The following is a 17,553-nucleotide window of genomic DNA, read 5'->3' on the forward strand; positions in this document are numbered from 1 at the left end:
CGACTTCATCAGCCCATTGATAAGCTAAATTAACATCTCCATTAAAACAAACCCCTCTACTACACTATAATTATTATTATAAAAACATATACAGCTATAATTTATTCCCCTGTTCATTGGGGAGATAAAAAAATGAAGCCATAAAAAAAAGGAAATTCCGTTATGAATCTCCAATACAATAATATATTATATCCTAACACTCTATTTTTTTCATTCATGAATTGGTGTAATCAATAGAAAAATATAATATTTCAGTATCATTTCCTTTAGATAATAATCTTTCTTCCTCACTTCATTTAACGTTCACTACAACGTTAATTAAATTTCTATTCAAAAACAACTTAGATATAGTACATAAAAGCCTCACACGTCCTGATTCCAGATTAACGTGCGAGGCTTATTTTGCATTCATCTGCTCTATCTTATATTCTGGATTGCTGTAGGTCTCAAGGTTGAAATTAGCTCTTTTATGATATCCTTGTTCTTCCTCTCCTAGATGGTTAGAATACCTTGTGCAAACATCATTCTTAATTCTTTCTTATCAATTTTTCCAATCGGCGTTAATGGAAACTTATCTAGAAAATAGACAACTTTAGGAACCATATACTTTGAGGTTCTTTGTTTGCAGAAATCAATTAATTCCTCACTAGTACAGTTCAACCCTTCTTGCAGTGATGCAACGACACACACTACTTCTCCCCAATCTGGATGGGGAACACCTATGCAAGCACTTAATGCAACAGAAGGGTGCAGGTTCACCACCCGCTCAACTTCTGAAGAATATACGTTCATCCCGCCTGAAATGATCATATCTTTCTTTCGATCTACGATATAAAGGTAACCGCTTTCATCCCATTTACCAATATCACCAGTGTAGAACCAGCCATCACGGATGTATTCCTGGGTAAGATCAGGTCTTTGATAATAGCCTGCCATCATCGCTGGGGATTTTACGATAATTTCGCCAAGCTCGGAAGGTTCTACATCATTTCCTTCATCATCAATCAGTCGAACTTCGGTAAGAATGCACGGTTTTCCACAGCTTTTCAAAATTTCCGAATTGTTATGATAAGCCCATACATGAGCGCTTTTCGATAGTCTTGTAATGACAATATTACATTCTGTCATGCCGTATTGCTGGCGCATAATGGGCCCGAATACTTCAAAAGCTTCTTTAAGGCGCTTTTGTGAAATTGGTGACGCGCCGTAGAAAATATTGCGCATGGAGCTCATATCATATTCCATCTTCTTTGTCTGATCAAGTAATCTGTATAACATGGTCGGTACCATGAAAGTCGTCGTAATTTCATGTTCCTTTATCGCCCGTATGAATTCTGCAGCGTCGAATGAGCCCATCACATAGACATGGACGCCCGAAACAAGGGATCTCCAAAGTAATGAACCGGCTGAATGCACAATAGGCGTACTTAGCAATACTCGGTCTCGGTCGTCAAGTGGGTCTTCGATAGCGGCAGAAAGTATGGCGGCGCCGAGTCCCTTTTGGGAATGCATGACGCCTTTCGGTGTACCCGTTGTCCCGCCTGTATATGAAAGAAGGGCAATGTCTTCCGCTTCAGCTAATGGCAAGTCTAAATTATTTATTTCACTGGGCCATTGAAACCGTTCAAACTCCTCTGGATAATTAATATTAAAGCCAGGAAGCCCAATGACATGGACATCTTCCTTCTTCATTTCTTCCAAATACTCAAAGAAGGTGTCAAAGTGTGTCTTTGTAGCTATTATGACCACTTCTGGTTTTGCTTCCTTTAGGATGAATTGTATTTCTCGTTTCCCCAGTTTTTCACTTAATGGCACTAAGGTAGCTCCACATTGCTGGATGGCCAAACCAAACATCACACTTTCCAAACTGTTTGGAATGATGGTCGCTATGCGGACACCCCTTCCTGCACCTAAGCGAAGTAAATAAGAAGAGATAAGTTCAGTTTTCTTCCATAACTCGTCGTAGGTTATCGTTTCCCCGGTTGGCAACAAGGTAATTGCAGGCAGTTCGCCGAATCGTTTCATTCCTTTATTCAACAGTGACTGAAATGTCAACTTATGCAGCATGTATTTTTTCCTCCCTCGAAAAAGGTTTTACCCTTTTAATAATGCTTTGGCAATTGTATTTTTTTGAATTTCCGAGGTTCCGCTCAGAATCCGATACATCCGTGCACTCCTGTACATTTTTTCTACTGGATGACCTTTTACCAAGCCTTTGGAGCCAAAGATTTGGATGGCCTTGTCAGCCACACGGCTATTTACTTCTGAAGCAAACAGCTTTGCCATGGACGTGCCGGCCCGATCCTCTTTTCCTTGATCAATTTTTTCAACCACATCATAGACCATGCACCTTGCTGCATAGATTTCCGTCGCCATTTCTGCGAGCATATGCTGAATTGCCTGAAAGTCACCAATGGGCCTGCCATGTTGGACTCGCGTTTTAGCATGCTCAATAGATAAATTGAGAAGGTGTTGAGCCATTCCGATAAATCCGGCCGCATGGGAAGCGCGATTTGTGTTTATTCTCTTCAATCCGAGCAGCAACCCTTTTCCTGGTTCTCCAATTATATTGGCGGCAGGCACTCGACATTGATTGAAATTTAATTCAGCATGTATGCGCTCTCCAGATAGGGGAACTTGAATGTCTCCTAGTTCAAACCCCGAATGTTCGGGTGTTTTTTTATCTACTAGGAAAGCAGTGATTCTTCCTTTTTCTCCTTCCTGATATTCTTTCGCTATGACAATGGCGAAATCAGCATAGGGTGCAGCACTGATAAAATGTTTTTTTCCATTCAATAAATAATCATTTCCGTCTTTGACAGCTGTTGTTTCGATAGCAAAGGCATCCGATCCGGCATTTGGTTCTGTAAGGGCAAAGCAGCAGCTAGCTTCCCCCTTCACGACGGGCATCACATATTTTTCTATTTGCTCCTGTGTAAAACTTTCCAGCATCTGACCAATTCTTAGCGGCCCGCCAATCTCGCCGATAACCTGCCCCCATAACACCGCTCCGGAACGGGCCAATTCCTCCTTGAACATGCATAATCCTTTTAAGCTAACATCTTGTCCACCATACTTTTCAGGGAGGTTAATTCCATAAAAACCCAATTCCCTGGATCGTTTTCTTGCCCATTGTATGGCTTCCCTCGGTATATCCTCTTCAGCGTTCAATCCATGCTCCTGTTCATATGGAAGCAATTCATTTTGAATGAAATCCTGCAACTTTGCTTGAAGTACCTCTAATTTCTCTTCCTGCGTTGTTACCATAAGTTTCCCCTTTCATTTTTTGATTTTTGTCAAACTGTTCAAATATTTAAAATGTTATAAAATTAATTTTAAATGTAATTAATATTTAAGTAAAATAATGATATATGATATAAACATAAGAAAAATTGATGTAAACACAAAAAAATATTAGTTCCCCTTCATCATGGGAAACTAATATTTAAGAGTAGTATAGAATTCGAGACATTTAATAAACTCCCTGGCAGCTTTTGAAAAATACTGCTTCTTAGAGCGAACATAACCGAATTCCATTGTATTATTTTCTAGCTCCACCAAAGGAATGGCCACAAGTTCCCCGCTTAGGAAATAGGGGTCGCTGTTAACTCCAATATCATAGGAAAAGGCAATGGCTAATCCCTCAGCGACGGTTTTTTTGATGATTTCTGTATTATTTGTGAAAAACAAAATATTCATCTCACCGTAATGATCAAAAAAACCTTTGATGAACGCCTTCATTCTTGGTCCATTGTAAATGACCAAATTTTCGTCCATTAGCTCTTGTGGGGTTATGCTTTTACGTTTGGCTAAAGCGGAATTCTTACTGACTGAAACAATCACTTTTGCTTCCATTAAAGGTTGAAATTCCAACTCATTTTCTTTTGGTTTAACCTTTGGAATGTTCAATAGCCCGATGTCTATCTTATCATTCAGTACTTCATTGGTTATCTCTTGTCCCCCCTTTTCTTCAATCACGATTTTCACCTCTGGATACTTCTTCTTAAATAATGCCAAGGATTTAGGCAAAACCGTAAGAAATAAACCTTGTGTAGAGGATAGGCGTAATTCTTTTTCCATCGTATCTGAATGTATTTGTGCACTGTCTCTTATTTCTTCTAATTTGCTTAATACTTCAAGAGCTTTCTGGATGATTTCCTTTCCGTCTTCTGTAGGTATCGTTCCTAACCTAGATCGCTTGAAGATTTTTATACCTAATTCCTTCTCCAGACTCGTAATGGCCATGCTGATTCCAGATTGAGAGATATGGAGGCTCTCTGAAGCCGTGGAAATCGAGTTAACCTCGGCTACCTTAATGATATATTCCAATTGTTCAATATTCATGGTTGATTCTCCTTCTAGCCTATTACTAATATCATACCTCGAAAAGAAAGCCCTTTCAATTCTAGAGATGTGGAATCAGGACATCTCAAACTGTCTCCTCAAAAGCAGAATGCCAATTTTATACAATGGTAGTTGTTTTTTCGTATTCTTTAGCGGGTTGTGCCCGATTATTTTTAATAGAAACGGCAACAACCGTTCCCAATAACGCCATTATTACTAAAAACAGGAAAGCTGCATTATAGGAGTCATTAAACAGACTGATAATCAAACCGAGGGCTAAAGGCGAAACCGCACCTGCAATTTGACCAGCAAAAGTTACGAGTCCGGAGGCAGAGCCCGTAAGTTCCTTTGGTGAGTATTTTATGATAATCGTATATAGAACGGTTCCAAAGAAAGACAGCGCTATGGAGTTGAGAGTGAGATAAGTGATGAAAAGTGCTATGGACGTGGCGTTAGACATTAAAAAGAGAAAAATTGCCGATAATAAAGCACCTGCAGCAGCAAGATACTTCTCCCGGTTAGCCATATGCTTATCCAGAAGCCATCCGCTTACATTAAACATCAAGAAACCAAAAACATAAGGGATTGCCAATAAACCCCCGGCGTCTATTAAATCAACCCCTTTTTCCTTAACCAAATATATAGGCATCCAAGTGATCAGACCATAGTTGATAATATTTGAGATAAACTTGAAAGTTATGAGTTTCCAAATGTTTTCGATTTTAAATAATAGTTTCAGGGCTACCTTTTTTTGTTTCGGATTGTCTTTTTTAACCTCTTGAGTTCCTTGAGGCTTTAGAATGAACCAAATACCGAAAGAAATTATTATCCCTAGAATTCCGGCAATGGTAAACATGCCCCGCCAACCGAAAGCTACAACCATTGAAGCGGCAAGAGCAGTACCTAATATCCCGCCAATATTCTGGGCGGACAGGAAAAACGAATTGGCCCGGCCCCGTTCTTCTTCCGGGAAGTTATTTCTTATAGTGGACATACTGGCAGGATAGAAAGGCCCTTCACCTAACCCGAACAGAAAACGAATGAATAATAAAGACATAAATGACCAAGCAAACCCAGACATTACAGTGAATAAAGACCAACTAAATAAAGAAACTGTAACCATGACCCTTGCTCCATATTTATCGGTCATCCATCCGCCAAGCGGTTGCATGAGTGAGTAACTAACAAAAAATATACTAATTAAAAAACCTGTCTGGGACGTATTGAGATGAAACTCATCTGCAATAGGAATAATTCCGACATTTATGGCAACGCGATCAAAAAAGCTTAAAATCATCCCAACAAATAAAAGGCCGCTAATCACTAATTTTCGTTTCTTACTTGCATACAGCTGCATTCCTCATCACTCCATTTTTTATATTTTCACAAAACTTTTGAATTATATAAGGGAAGCGCTTACATTCCCTTTCGAAATGCCAAGCCTGAAAATTCACTTTTCACTTATTGATTTTTGTTCTGTGACTATTAGGAGCGTTTTCATTAAAAGACAAGAATGACAATAATGATTTTAAAAAACGAAACTGGGATGCCTACAAGATTATTTGATACATTCAAACCCACGAGACTAATAAGTAGACTCGTGGATAGAAACATCCCTCACTTGATCCATCATGCTATAAAGTAGTTGATTATCACGGAGTAACGATATTGACCTTTGGTTGAAATTGATCAAGCAAAGACAGGAAATCTTCAAACTGTTCTTTATCACCTGAAATGGAAACTTTACCGGCCGCTGCCATTTTGGATAAATCTTCACGACCTAGAGCAATCTGATAGAAGGTTATTCTATCCAGTGTTATTGTTGCATCAGGATTGGACGCCATTTTCCCTTTTTTGAAGTTCAATACAGAATTATCCAGATCAAACATGTAATTGGTTTTTGAATCTGTAAAGGTCAAATTGAATGTCATAATTTTATTTTCCGCTTTTGTTCCATTTAATTTAATGGACAAGAATTTCAAGAAATCATCCATTGGCATATTGAGCAGCGTATCGAGATTCATCATTCCGCCAGTTCCCTTGGAGTCTGCCACACCATTCCTTAACTCATCTGCGCCGGTTAGATAGAAATTACGCCACACAGAAGATTCAGCTGTGTATCCTAATTGTTCATAAGCATTAGCCAGTAAATTTTTTGCTTCTGTATTTTTGGGGTTAGCCATGACCACATGCTTTAAGACTTGAGCCACCCAGCGATATTCCCCTTTTTTATAATCAAGTTTTGCCCGTTTAATGACCTTCTTTTCCCCACCCATATATTCTATATATTTAGCGCCCGATTCTTCTTGTGGTAAAGTATCCAAGTCGGATGGATTACCGTTGAAATATCCTAAATAAAAGTTATATACCGCTTTTACGTTGTGTTTCAATGTTCCGTAATACCCCCGATTGGCCCAAACTTTATCCAACTTTTCAGGAAGCTTTAACTTTTCCGCGATTTCATCAGGTGTGAGTCCTAAATTAGCTAATCGTATGGTTTGGTCATGAATATATTTATACAAATCACGCTGACTTTCCAACTGCTCCAGAACATGGTCTTTTCCCCATATGGGCCATGTATGGGCGGTAACCATAGCATCTATATCTTCATTTCCAAACAGATCAACTGTTTCATCAAGTGCTTTCACCCATTTTAAGGTATCTCTGGTTTTAGCTCCCCTTAATGTATAAATGTTATGTAACGTGTGTCCTGTGTTTTCGGCTACGACTAAAGTTTTGTAATCATTGATATAATAATGCATCTCAGATGGAGCTTCTGAATCCGGCGTCAATAAAAACTTAAATGTTATTCCGTCTATTTCCACCGTTTGAATATCATCCTTTACTTCCATTGTTGGAGGTAAATAGCTAAAATTTCCGTTACTTAATCCCGGGCCAATTCCAGAAGTAACAAATCCTCTTTCATTTGCGGGTAAAAGATTTCCAAACATATAACCTGCACGGCGAGACATTATATTACCTAAAAGAATGTTTTCACTTAGCGCTTCATCATTAAAACCTGCGGGGACAATAATGGGCACCTTTGCTGGATTTTCAGCGTACTGAGCAATGCCTTTTATACCACCAAAGTGATCCGCATGACTATGACTAATAACAATGGCACTTACCGGATTTTTGGGTCGATGTTCAAAATACAGCTCCATCGCTGCTTTGGCCGTTTCAATTGTAGAAAGTGTATCCAAAACTATTAATCCTGTTTTTCCTTCCACAATGGTAAGCACTGATAAATCCTGGCCCCGAACTTGATAAACGCCATCTACCACTTTAAATAAGCCTGTTATATTTTGTAGTTGTGCCTGTCTCCACAAGCTAGGGTTTACAGTAAAACTTGCCGGCTGATCTTCTTTGATGAATGAATATCGATTACTATCCCATACTACGTCACCTTTTGAATTTTTTATTGGATTCATATTCAAGGGTGCAATGAATCCTTTATGTGCATTCTTGAAATCTTCCTTGTCTTTAAAATTCAACTGTTCATAAAAAGCCTTATTTGCTGATATAGTTGCATTTGTTGCGGACATTGGCTTATCGGATGAAGCATTTGTAACAGAAGATCCTGCGAGTATAGCAAAAATAATGGGAACGGAAACAATTCCTTTAATAAAAGTTACTTTGGACATTTCATACCCCTTTCTCGTTTGAATAAGCAGATATCATGTCTATATTCCGTATGTTGAAGAAGTAAACTTTCTCTTTTTATAGAAATTTTTAGAATAATATGAATTTATTTTATAATTAATTAGCCATTAAGTATATTTCCTATTTCTAATAGTAACTTCAATTTTATTTATATATAAACTGCTTGTTTACATACGTTTGTTCGTCTAATCTGAACATCCAAATATAAAAAGCCCCTCCCGAAAGAGAAGAGCTTTTATGAATAATCATGGGGTATATTCAATTTGCTATGACTTTTTCAAGGTAAGGGGGGCCGGGGGCAACATCGTTAACCATGAAACTGAAAACTCTGCTAAATTGTAATAGTAAACCAAAGTGGCTTTCCTTCCTTATTGAAGAAAATTAACAAATTTAGACACCCCTATTTTATTAAAACGATTGTTTTTCCTGACTAGCCATAAATTTCTTGTTATATCTATTCTGGAAATAACCACTTCCCGCAAAAAGCCTTGCTCCAATTCCCTGGCCACTGTCAACCTTGGCAAAATGCTGATTCCAAGTCCAGCTTCAACCGCACTTTTTATCGCTTGTGTGCTACCAATCTCCATGTAACTTTCTATTTTTGCTAAAACCCCATGCTCCCTTAACATGTTTTCTACTATAAGCCGTGTTCCTGAAATGGATTCACGCCAAATCATTCTTTCATTCCCCAATTCCTCAAGCTGAATTTCTTTTCTGTCTTTCCATGGGTGGTCGGACGGACATACCAATATCAATTCGTCCTCGGCGAACTTTTCTACAATAAAATCGCTGTTTTCCACAAGCCCTTCCACCAAGGCCAAATCAATGACATCGTTTGAAAGATCCTCAAGAACCCGGGGGGTATTTTTTATCGTTAATGTCACTTTTATTTCAGGCTGTTGTTTTTTAAATCTCCCAAGCAAGCTCGGCAACAAATACTCACCGATTGTCAAGGATGCCCCAACTATGAGGTTTGCATTGTACTTGCCAGTTGATTGCTGAATCACTTCTTTTGAATGGTTGAAGTCATTTACAATAGCTTTCGCAAAAGGGTATAACAACTTTCCTGCCTCTGTAACTCTCAGCCTTCCTTCCTCACGGTCGAATAACAAAGTGTTATAATAATTTTCCAGTTGATGGATTTGTCTTGTTACAGCGGGTTGAGATAGGAAACTTAACCTCGCTGCCTGGCTTATGCTTCCTTCATCCACCACTAAACAAAACATTTTTAGATTTTCTAATTTCAAGAAAACGACCTCCATGTTTTTTGATAGTTAATTAAAATGATAGCATCATAAAGGTAAATGGTGAAATGAAAAACGAGTGCTACATCCCTGAATAAGTGAGGCTATTAAATTATTGGCGACATTCTTTATAAAACGGATAAACCTTCTGGGTATAACGTTTTGTTATACCCGATGATTTTGTTGCAATTTACCCATTCCTTTTTCTTTGATATGTTAGTAATAAGATTTAAACAAAGCATGCAAAGGAAGTGACTGATGTCAATGAAAGGACAATGGAAAACTCTATTCCATTTATTTTGGACCTTTTTTAAAATAGCACCTGTCACATTCGGAGGCGGGTTTGCGATGATCCCTTTAATCGAAAAAGAAGTGGTCGAAAAGAGGAAATGGATGAAAAGCGAAGAAGTTACGGATGTTTTTGCGTTATCTCAGTCCGTACCGGGAGCTGTAGCCATTAACTCCGCCACCTTTATCGGCCATCGAATTGCCGGAATGAAGGGGGCAATGGCAGCCATGATCGGTGTTTCATTACCTACCTTTTTAATTGTTCTGCTCCTAGGCATTTTGTATTTTTTCATTCAGGATAATCCGAAGATAGAATCCGCATTCATATCGATCAGAGCTTCCATAGTAGCCATCATCGCCTATGCGGCTATCAAGATAGGAAAAACGGCTGTTGTAGACAAAGCAACTTTCTGTATTTTACTAGTAGGAATTCCAGTCCTCTTCTTTCTTCACCCTGTGATAGTTATAGTAGCAGGAGCTGTAGCGGGTATTGTGACAATCTCCATTAAGAGAAAATTAGGATACGATGTCAAGTTGGACAGAAAAGATATGAGAAAAGAAGAAAATGATTTCGAACCTTTCATGGGTGCTGGCATATAGGTAAATCTAAAAAAGGGTCTAACTAATTTTCAAGAAAGCGTGTGATATTATGATGGAATTGTGGGAGTTGTTTAGCACCTTCTTTATTATCGGCTTTGTATCGTTCGGAGGCGGATACGCCATGATTCCCGTAATAGAATCGGAAGTCTCACAGCATGGATGGATGACGACGCAGCAATTTACCGATATAATCGCCATTTCCGGTATGTCCCCAGGACCCGTCACAGCCAATAGTGCCATTCTCGTTGGCTATTCGACTGCTGGATTAGCAGGAGCCATATCATCCGCTCTCGGAATCTTGCTACCTGCTATTATATTCGTGACCGTTATAGCCACCTTCTTCAGCAAATTGAATCATTTTCCAATTATTCAATCCATGTTTTATGGATTAAGACCCATTGTCACTAGTTTAATCCTCTTTGCAGCAATCAGTTTAGCACTTTCCAATCATATGATAGCCCCGAACTTTTCATGGCATACGATTAGCTTATTACTCGTTTTTGGATTATCGTTATTTGCCCTAATGAAATTACGCTGGCACCCAGCCTATGTAATTATTCTTTCTGGTTTAGTTGGTGTTGTCCTCTATTCATGACAAATGCCTCACGCAAAACCATTATCAATATGGACCGGAATGAAGCACAGTTATTTTGGTTATGGAAAAAATTTGTCTATCATAAATTAAAGAAATATCAAACAGATGAATTGGTATTTTCAGGTCAGATGAAGACGGCCTTGATTAGTTTAGGACACTTATTCTGAAATAAGAGCGAGGGTGACTTCTGAATAATTTTTATGCTTATGTTTTAGTATTTCGATCATACAGAAAACACCCTGTATCCAATGATCCAGGGTGTTTTTCATTACCTATTCTCATTTTAAGAAGTACGTTTCTTCGCTACATCTTCTCCAGGCCGAAACCGTGGAAAACCAATCAAGATGGCAACGATTCCACAAAGTCCAATTAGTATTGGGTAATATGAATACGGCAAGATGCTTATCGGTGAAATCTTTGCTACTCCTGCTGCAACAAGCAGCTGTGCCCCATATGGAATCAACCCTTGGATACAACAGGCAAAAACGTCAAGTAAGCTCGCCGATTTACGCGGATCAATCCCATACTTTTCAGCAATATTTTTGGCAAGTGGCCCGGCAATGATAATCGAAATCGTGTTATTTGCCGTTGAAAGGTTCGTCAAACCAACAAGCCCGGCAATGCTGAATTCCGCCCCTTTTTTTGATTTGCTATTTCGGGTCACGAGGTGGAGTAGATAATCGATGCCACCATTATGTTTTATTACAGCAACCATACCTGCAATTAAAATGGCAAGGAAGGATATTTCATACATTCCCGCCATTCCTTCACCAACTTTTTGAATGACACCCAACGGTTGATAACTTCCATCCGCCAAGCCGATTATTCCGGCAAATACAATTCCGATAGAAAGGACCAGGAACACATTGACTCCTGCCAATGCAGTGATCAATACGCAAAGGTATGGAAGAATCTTCACCCAATTATAAGAATTTTGGGTGATGTCGGCTTGTTCACCCATCGTTAAAATTCCAAGAATGGCACATGTGATGATAGCCGCAGGTAAAACGATGAAAAAATTCACCTTAAACTTATCCTTCATTTTCGTTCCCTGTGTTCGAACTGCAGCGATTGTCGTATCTGAAATGAAGGATAGGTTATCCCCAAACATCGCACCACCAATAACGGCAGCCATTGAAAAGGCAAGCGAAATATCGGTTTGCTCGCTAATTCCCACCCCGATAGGTGCTAGGGCTACAATCGTTCCCATGCTAGTCCCCATAGATAGAGAAATAAAACAAGCGATAATGAATATCCCTACCATTAAAAGATTTTGCGGAAAAACGGCTAAGGCAAGATTCACCGTTGATTCAACTGCCCCCATGCCATTTGCAACTTCGGCAAAAGCGCCGGCTAAAAGGAAAATGATGACCATTAACATAATATTGGCGTCACCGGCACCTTTACAGAAAATATCAACCTTTTGATTGAAACTTTCTTTCCGATTCATTGCCAATGCAGCTGCTGATGCAATAGAAATTGCTACAATCACCGGAAATGAATAAAAATCTTTAGTGACGATTCCGGACCCTATAAATAAAATTAAAAATACGACAAATGGAATCAAAGCCCATGGATTCCCTTTATTGTTTGCACTCATGATGTACACCTCTTTTTATTTTTCCCATGACATGTGTCATAGCTTTTATTCTTTTAACAGTTTTCTCAAATAACACCAATTTGAACTTGATTACCCATTCATTGAGCTATAGCTAAAAAAACTGTCAGCATAAAAAAGACCCCTTCTATTAAACAACAAGAAGAGGTCTTTTAATTTATAAAAAACACCCTCCTTATCTTTCAGGCGAAAATCAGCCTGCTGGATTTGGCACAGCACTCCTATTAAGTCCGCTGCCGAGACATCTTCGGGCCAGTCCCTCCGTCTCTCTTGATAAGAAGATCAAAATTATATAATTTATCAAATATTACGATGCCTGTCAGAAAAGACCAGGCTGGAAACTTGCTGAAACCATCTGAGTTTGTGAAAGTGACATCGAAGTCGTTTTGAAAAGCAAATATAAGAGTACAGCATTTTGTCTATTTTCGCAAGGCTTAGTTTTAAAGTATTCACATGCACTTCTTACTGATTAATAAGAGATCTTGAAATGTGCAGTTAATCAGTACAATGAGTCTTCTATGATATTTATCGGGACGGAATTAATATAAAAAGAGGTCTAATGACCTCTCAGCAAATTTGTTGTATTAGGTTAGGTGAATTTTTTTTAGTCGAGTTCACATCAGTCGATACCTCAAAAGCTTCCATTTGTTCCGAATCGAATGACTTTAAATACTGCTGCAGATATGCAGGATCATTAATGGATGGATTCAACCAATCTTTTTCATCTTCTGGTTTAAGGATTACAGGCATGCGATCATGAATGCTGGTCATCAGCTCATTAGGAACGGTTGTTATAACGGAGCACGTGTAGATGCTGCGGCCTTCAGGGGATTTCCAGGATTCCCATATACCCGCCATTCCAAATGGAGCATGATTCTTCAGTTTTATTCGCATCGGTATTTTTCTTTCTGGTGTCTTCTTCCATTCATAAAATGAGTCAGCGATTATCAAGCATCTCTTCTTCTTATACGCATTCTTGAAGCTAGCTTTCTCTGCAATGGTTTCCGCTCTGGCATTGATCATTTTATAGCCCACTTTTTCGTCTTTTGCCCAGAAAGGAATGAGTCCCCACCGAAGATATCCAAGTCGGTTCATTGCCCCGTCATTAATGACGGATAGCACGGATTGGGAGGGAGCAATATTGTAGCTGAATTGGTATTCCTCATCAAATGATCCTTGAATATCAAACCGATCTTTTATTTCTTCAATGTCAGTGAAAAGGGTGAAACGTCCACACATAATATCGCCTACCGTATTAAGATTTATTACAGTGTAACAAATGGAACGGGAAGGCACAAATCAGCGTTCTAAAATCCTGATGTCGGTAAATGGTTGATTAAATAATTCGCTGGAAATCAAAAGGGTGCCAAGGACTTCTCTTTCATCTTCAGCTTTAATGATTTCCGACAAAATTAAGGTACTGCCATTCCTTACCGTTACTTTATATTCATTCATGGAATCCCCCCTCAAAAGGCTAGATGGTTGTTATTATAAACCAAAAACCCACAAGTATCAGTATTGAACTATGGCAGAGTCATGGTTAATCTTCTAATGAAGAGGCCGCATGGAGGTTCCTTTACACTTTAAAGGGTTAGTCGAACAATGCCCGGGACCATAAATCCTTGATAGGCGGCAAAAAAAGACTGTCCATGAATGATTCATGGACAGTCAGGATCTGTCAAAGGTTTTTCGCTTCAATACCGATAATTGATTATGGAGATGGCATTGAGGAAAGCCATTCATTATTTAAAATGCAGTAAAACCTCATTTATTAAATGTGCTGCCAATGTAACGGTTTTATTATTTTCGTCCAACGAAGGATTCACTTCCGAGATATCAAAGGAGAGGATCTTTTCATTCGATACGATATGCCTGATAATGGCACGGACCAATTTCGGATTCAGTCCAAACGGCGATGGAGCACTTACCCCAGGTGCGTAGGCTGAATCAATAACGTCTGTACATAATGTAAGAATAATGTAGTCATATTCCTTAGCGAAATCATTTATCCGCCGCTTAGTTTCATCCATTTCGTTCAATGATAAATCTTCTTCCAAAATGTAGTCGACCTTACTTCTCTCGGCAGTTTCAAACAGTGCCTTCGTATTCCCCTGCTTCTGAATTCCGATACATAAATAGCCACAACTTTGATCTTCGTCCAAAATCTGCTTAAACATCGTTCCTGATGAACTTTCTTTTTCATAAGGCCTCATATCAAAGTGAGCGTCAATATTAATGATCCCCAATCTAGCTTTGGGTCCAATGGATTTCCTAATCCCAAGATAATGGCCATACAGGGTTTCGTGCCCTCCCCCAAGTATGATAGGAATCGCTTTACTCTCCAGTATCCGGGTAACAGCCGATCCCAGTTGGGATTGGGCGGCCTCCATCTCTGTACCTTCACATATTACATCGCCAGCATCCACCAGCTCGGTTTGGGAGGGTAAATGGCAGGGTAATTTTGCCAATGACTGCCTAATATGATCAGGACCCTCTGCAGCACCAATCCTGCCTTTATTCCTTTTGACGCCTTCATCACATTTGAAGCCAATCAATCCAAAGGTACTTGATGCATTGGAAGAGATGGCTAATTCCGAAATCGGTGCCAAACGTACTCTTTGGTGGTATCTGAAGCTGTCCATGTCAGATTGGGAATCAATTCTTCCATTCCAATATTTTAAAGTCGGATTTGTATACATAATTTCTCCTTTATTTAAAAAATTCCGAAATATCTTTTTTCAAAATTATAAATGAGATAATATATAATTACCAATACAAAATTTCAATATATCTATAGTTTAAAGCTATAGAAAGGAGAATATATGGATCTTCGTCAACTTCGATATTTCACTACAATTGTCCGGGAAAAGAATTTCTCAAAAGCGGCAAAAATGCTGCATATATCACAACCTTCCCTAAGTAATGCCATAATGAAATTAGAAAATGAAGTTGGTTTTCAGCTTTTGGAACGCAATACAAGGGGGCTTGAGCTTACGGAAGCAGGCTGTATTTTTTATACAAGATCTGTGGATTTGCTAAGAAGATTCAATAATATGCAAGTGGAACTTGAGGAAATCAAGCAGGTTGGAAGTGGAACAATTGCTATAGGCTCCATTGAATCTTTCAAGTTTTGGTTCCCCAAGATCATCAGGAATTTTAAAATCCTATATCCTAATATTCATATAAAAGTTAAAGAAATCTTGGGGGAAGAGAAAGTTATCGATTTTTTGGTCCAGTATAATGGACATTTCACCATCACGAACCAGCCAATTAACAACGATGAAATCATGTCTATTCCCCTCTATAATGAAAAATTCATGCTTTTGGTCCATAAAGATGACGACTTAAATGAAAAAGGTTCCATCACTTTCCAAGACCTTGCAGGGAAAGAATTGATCATCAGTACAACGGGTTTTCAAACGAGAGATGATATTTTGAAAGCTTTTAAAGCGGAAAACGTAAATCCCAATATTTTTTACGAAATAGAAAGACTTGAAACAGCTTGCAGTTTGGTGGAAGAGGGACTTGGGGTTACAATTTTACCGGAAAGCTATATAAAATCCGCTGTAACACCCAATACTGTAATTCGAGCAATCGATTCGAATTTTTTGGAAAGAACTGTTTACCTGGCCTATTTGAAAGATCGCTATCTGTCTCCTGCAGTATGTAAATTAGTTGAGGAGATACATAGCTTTTTTAAGGATGTTAGGAACGATACCTGCATGTAATTTAATGAATTATACACCGTTCCATCACTTATTGAATTAAAGGAAAACACTTTAAGCTCCCTGTAAATTATGAAGGTTTCCCACTTATAATTTGTCGGAGTTTCATGTGTTTTCTTTTTTTGTAACGCCCTGTATATTCAAACTTCCACGCCTAATTTCTTTAGGTGCTCCCTCTTCCACTAAGACATTTCATGCGTCACGACAAACATCATGTTCGCCAAAAAAAGTTCAAATATGTGTACGTAATAATTGTGGATACATCAAAGCATGCAATACATTGAAATGCTTAGCTAGCCACTACTAATAAGGTTGGTTCGCACATTTGAACGTTTTATATACGTTATGGAATTTCTTAAAACACAAAACAGTGGTCCTCCCCCACTTAAACTTCACTACGTTTAGGAGAAAAAATAGTAGAGCCCAAATTCTCAGTGTCATAAATGAGAAATGGTTTTTTTACTTCATCAATGCTTTATGGGTAAAACCCCTTACTTCTGAAACCTCCCTTAATCGAGAGAGGCGTTAGACTATGGCTGAATAAGTTTGTCAAATACATAAATCGTCATCGCAGTATCAATGTCTATATTAATATCAGTAAAGATGCTTAGAATTTTCGCATCCATCATTACCTCAATCTTTCTCAGAACCTCAGGATCCTTATAAATTTGCTTGACTAATTTAGTTCGTGCTTCATGAACCATCCGCTGTCCTTCTGTGGAGCCCATCATAAACTTTTCAACATTCGTCAGATTACCTTTCATCTCACTAATTACCCAAGGACCTACAAGACGAGTAGTGATTTCCTTTGGCCCATTACCAACATACTCCTTGCGTATTTCACGAAGTAACATATTGAATTGATGTTCTCTATTTTTTTTCATTCCATTTCTCCTATCTATCCTTTAATCATTTTTAGCTTCCGGGTGAGGTAACATTAGATAACTTATTGTAAGTACAAATACCACCGCAGCTAACCATAAAGTCTGGATTGAATTTTCATTATTTACTATGATAAATCGAATGGTAGCTGTAATCCCAATATAAATAAGATATCTTAATGGGAAATGGTAATCTTCCCTGAAATATTGTACGATCATGGAAATGAATCCGAAATATAAGAAAAATATTAATATTTTACTGAAAGTACCATGAACATCCTTATTTCCCCAATAAACATCATTCGAAATGTAGTAAAGTTGCCGAAAAAGAAAATATATAAGAATAAAACTAAGAATAATCAATGATGTATTCAACACCGTTTGATACAGTTTTATCAGCCACTTAGCTTTTTTTAACCTGTATGGCCCAAACATCAGTATCCTCCATTTTTATCATATCTCCTTAACTAAATGAAATTGCCCCTAAAAATAATTTAGCTCGCTTTCTACCTTCCACTGCAAATCATGCATAAAAGCAGGCGTTAATAAAGAACATACTCACAGCGATCGATAATAAGATAGTCCATGAGTACGA

Annotated in this window: 16 protein-coding genes and 1 riboswitch; of the genes, 4 read left to right on the plus strand and 12 right to left on the minus strand. The window is 38.4% G+C overall.

All coding sequences use genetic code 11. The features are described from left to right. Nucleotides 1-492: 492 nt before the first annotated feature. The 6 genes from FNK51_RS22615 to FNK51_RS22640 all read right to left on the minus strand — a co-directional run bounded on the left by FNK51_RS22615 (nt 493) and on the right by FNK51_RS22640 (nt 9,254). Complete coding sequence (locus tag FNK51_RS22615; protein WP_141994747.1) at nt 493-2,067, minus strand: class I adenylate-forming enzyme family protein; 1,575 nt, start codon at nt 2,065-2,067, stop codon at nt 493-495. 27 nt (nt 2,068-2,094) lie between these two features. Continuing rightward, complete coding sequence (locus FNK51_RS22620) at nt 2,095-3,267, minus strand: acyl-CoA dehydrogenase family protein (RefSeq protein WP_141994748.1); 1,173 nt, start codon at nt 3,265-3,267, stop codon at nt 2,095-2,097. A gap of 171 nt (nt 3,268-3,438) precedes the next feature. Continuing rightward, a complete protein-coding gene (locus FNK51_RS22625; protein ID WP_141994749.1) occupies nt 3,439-4,344 on the minus strand; it encodes a LysR family transcriptional regulator in 906 nt (301 codons plus the stop codon). 118 nt (nt 4,345-4,462) lie between these two features. After that, nucleotides 4,463-5,701 carry an MFS transporter gene (locus FNK51_RS22630; protein ID WP_141994750.1) on the minus strand — a complete coding sequence of 413 codons (1,239 nt, stop codon included), beginning with the start codon at nt 5,699-5,701 and terminating at the stop codon, nt 4,463-4,465. 295 nt (nt 5,702-5,996) lie between these two features. Continuing rightward, nucleotides 5,997-7,988, minus strand: a complete 1,992-nt coding sequence (locus tag FNK51_RS22635) for an alkyl/aryl-sulfatase (protein ID WP_141994751.1) — start codon at nt 7,986-7,988, stop codon at nt 5,997-5,999. Nucleotides 7,989-8,375: 387 nt separating this feature from the next. Next, nucleotides 8,376-9,254, minus strand: a complete 879-nt coding sequence (locus FNK51_RS22640; protein WP_098371834.1) for a LysR family transcriptional regulator — start codon at nt 9,252-9,254, stop codon at nt 8,376-8,378. Nucleotides 9,255-9,509: 255 nt separating this feature from the next. Between FNK51_RS22640 and FNK51_RS22645 the strand changes: the two genes are divergently transcribed. Genes FNK51_RS22645 through FNK51_RS26755 form a run of 3 tightly spaced genes read left to right on the plus strand, consistent with a single transcriptional unit; the run spans nt 9,510 to nt 10,901 of the window. Beyond that, complete coding sequence (locus FNK51_RS22645) at nt 9,510-10,139, plus strand: chromate transporter (protein WP_260399715.1); 630 nt, start codon at nt 9,510-9,512, stop codon at nt 10,137-10,139. A gap of 49 nt (nt 10,140-10,188) precedes the next feature. After that, complete coding sequence (locus FNK51_RS22650; RefSeq protein WP_260399714.1) at nt 10,189-10,734, plus strand: chromate transporter; 546 nt, start codon at nt 10,189-10,191, stop codon at nt 10,732-10,734. Then, a complete protein-coding gene (locus FNK51_RS26755) occupies nt 10,731-10,901 on the plus strand; it encodes a hypothetical protein (protein ID WP_181762323.1) in 171 nt (56 codons plus the stop codon). The genes FNK51_RS22650 and FNK51_RS26755 overlap by 4 nt, the downstream gene beginning before the upstream one ends. Before the next feature lie 116 nt (nt 10,902-11,017). Here the strand turns inward: FNK51_RS26755 and FNK51_RS22655 are convergent, their stop codons facing one another. The 4 genes from FNK51_RS22655 to hutG all read right to left on the minus strand — a co-directional run bounded on the left by FNK51_RS22655 (nt 11,018) and on the right by hutG (nt 15,051). After that, a complete protein-coding gene (locus FNK51_RS22655) occupies nt 11,018-12,334 on the minus strand; it encodes a Na+/H+ antiporter NhaC family protein (protein ID WP_141994752.1) in 1,317 nt (438 codons plus the stop codon). Between the two features lie 190 nt (nt 12,335-12,524). Next, nucleotides 12,525-12,632, minus strand: a riboswitch (SAM riboswitch). A gap of 287 nt (nt 12,633-12,919) precedes the next feature. Further along, nucleotides 12,920-13,591, minus strand: a complete 672-nt coding sequence (locus FNK51_RS22660) for an SOS response-associated peptidase (protein ID WP_141994753.1) — start codon at nt 13,589-13,591, stop codon at nt 12,920-12,922. A gap of 60 nt (nt 13,592-13,651) precedes the next feature. Continuing rightward, nucleotides 13,652-13,807 (minus strand): hypothetical protein, encoded by a 156-nt coding sequence (locus tag FNK51_RS26760; protein ID WP_153246094.1) that lies wholly within the window; start codon nt 13,805-13,807, stop codon nt 13,652-13,654. A 287-nt stretch (nt 13,808-14,094) separates the two neighbouring features. Beyond that, nucleotides 14,095-15,051 carry a formimidoylglutamase gene (gene hutG, locus FNK51_RS22665; protein WP_141994754.1) on the minus strand — a complete coding sequence of 319 codons (957 nt, stop codon included), beginning with the start codon at nt 15,049-15,051 and terminating at the stop codon, nt 14,095-14,097. 123 nt (nt 15,052-15,174) lie between these two features. Here hutG and FNK51_RS22670 point away from each other — a divergent pair, with 123 nt between their 5' ends. Continuing rightward, nucleotides 15,175-16,080, plus strand: a complete 906-nt coding sequence (locus FNK51_RS22670) for a LysR family transcriptional regulator (RefSeq protein ID WP_141994755.1) — start codon at nt 15,175-15,177, stop codon at nt 16,078-16,080. 527 nt (nt 16,081-16,607) lie between these two features. Here FNK51_RS22670 and FNK51_RS22675 read toward each other — a convergent pair. Continuing rightward, complete coding sequence (locus FNK51_RS22675; protein ID WP_141994756.1) at nt 16,608-16,961, minus strand: Na-translocating system protein MpsC family protein; 354 nt, start codon at nt 16,959-16,961, stop codon at nt 16,608-16,610. Between the two features lie 21 nt (nt 16,962-16,982). Continuing rightward, the gene (locus FNK51_RS22680; protein ID WP_141994757.1) at nt 16,983-17,393 is read right to left on the minus strand and encodes a phosphate-starvation-inducible protein PsiE; all 411 of its coding nucleotides are present in this window, start codon (nt 17,391-17,393) and stop codon (nt 16,983-16,985) included. Nucleotides 17,394-17,553: the final 160 nt, after the last annotated feature.

Source organism: Bacillus sp. B4EP4a, from assembly GCF_006680105.1.
In the GTDB taxonomy this organism is placed as follows: Bacteria; Bacillota; Bacilli; order Bacillales; family DSM-1321; genus Peribacillus; species Peribacillus simplex_E.

Coding starts and splice junctions, on each gene's coding strand:
- FNK51_RS22615 (WP_141994747.1), bottom strand. CDS start 2,067: ATGCTGCATAAGTTGACATTTCAGTCACTGTTGAATAAAGGAATGAAA.
- FNK51_RS22620 (WP_141994748.1), bottom strand. CDS start 3,267: ATGGTAACAACGCAGGAAGAGAAATTAGAGGTACTTCAAGCAAAGTTG.
- FNK51_RS22625 (WP_141994749.1), bottom strand. CDS start 4,344: ATGAATATTGAACAATTGGAATATATCATTAAGGTAGCCGAGGTTAAC.
- FNK51_RS22630 (WP_141994750.1), bottom strand. CDS start 5,701: ATGCAGCTGTATGCAAGTAAGAAACGAAAATTAGTGATTAGCGGCCTT.
- FNK51_RS22635 (WP_141994751.1), bottom strand. CDS start 7,988: ATGTCCAAAGTAACTTTTATTAAAGGAATTGTTTCCGTTCCCATTATT.
- FNK51_RS22645 (WP_260399715.1), top strand. CDS start 9,510: ATGTCAATGAAAGGACAATGGAAAACTCTATTCCATTTATTTTGGACC.
- FNK51_RS22650 (WP_260399714.1), top strand. CDS start 10,189: ATGATGGAATTGTGGGAGTTGTTTAGCACCTTCTTTATTATCGGCTTT.
- FNK51_RS26755 (WP_181762323.1), top strand. CDS start 10,731: ATGACAAATGCCTCACGCAAAACCATTATCAATATGGACCGGAATGAA.
- FNK51_RS22655 (WP_141994752.1), bottom strand. CDS start 12,334: ATGAGTGCAAACAATAAAGGGAATCCATGGGCTTTGATTCCATTTGTC.
- FNK51_RS22660 (WP_141994753.1), bottom strand. CDS start 13,591: ATGTGTGGACGTTTCACCCTTTTCACTGACATTGAAGAAATAAAAGAT.
- FNK51_RS26760 (WP_153246094.1), bottom strand. CDS start 13,807: ATGAATGAATATAAAGTAACGGTAAGGAATGGCAGTACCTTAATTTTG.
- hutG (WP_141994754.1), bottom strand. CDS start 15,051: ATGTATACAAATCCGACTTTAAAATATTGGAATGGAAGAATTGATTCC.
- FNK51_RS22670 (WP_141994755.1), top strand. CDS start 15,175: ATGGATCTTCGTCAACTTCGATATTTCACTACAATTGTCCGGGAAAAG.
- FNK51_RS22675 (WP_141994756.1), bottom strand. CDS start 16,961: ATGAAAAAAAATAGAGAACATCAATTCAATATGTTACTTCGTGAAATA.
- FNK51_RS22680 (WP_141994757.1), bottom strand. CDS start 17,393: ATGTTTGGGCCATACAGGTTAAAAAAAGCTAAGTGGCTGATAAAACTG.